Genomic DNA, 522 nt, shown 5'->3' with positions numbered 1-522 from the left:
ATATCCCGGTTATCGATAAATCCGGTCGCAACGACGGGACCTTCGAGCGAGCCGACTTCACCTATGACACTGAGAATGACGCGTACATCTGTCCAGGTGGCAAGGAACTCAAACAATACCGCCGGGCCTTCACAAAGCCGAGGGAACCGAAACCGGACAAGGACGGCATCCTTCGTTATCGTGCCCGCAGATCCGACTGCGACGCCTGCAACCTGAAAAGCCGATGCTGCCCGAAAGAGCCGCGGCGCAAGGTAACACGGTCGGTCCACGAACCATCCCGAGACGTGGCGCGCGCCATCGCCCAAACCACCCAATACGCGATCTCTTGCAAGCTCAGGAAGAAGGTCGAGATGCTGTTTGCCCACCTCAAACGCATCCTCGGTCTCGGACGCCTCCGATTACGTGGTCCATGCGGCGCACGCGACGAATTCCACCTCGCCGCCACCGCCCAGAACCTCAGAAAACTCGCAAAGCTCATCACGGCTCCCCAAACAACACCCGCCATATGATCAAGGTCTCGGC

1 protein-coding gene is annotated in these 522 nt (G+C 59.0%); it reads left to right on the top strand.

Annotation, left to right across the window (positions count from 1 at the left end; all coding sequences use genetic code 11):
• A partial coding sequence (locus ACXAEW_RS22245; protein WP_474943539.1) for a transposase occupies nt 1-509 on the top strand: 509 nt, incomplete at its 5' end.
• Between the last annotated feature and the right edge of the window lie 13 nt (nt 510-522).

It is taken from the genome of Epibacterium sp. ABZ3_068 (assembly GCF_056159265.1).
This window is presented reverse-complemented; position numbering and strand designations above follow the sequence as displayed.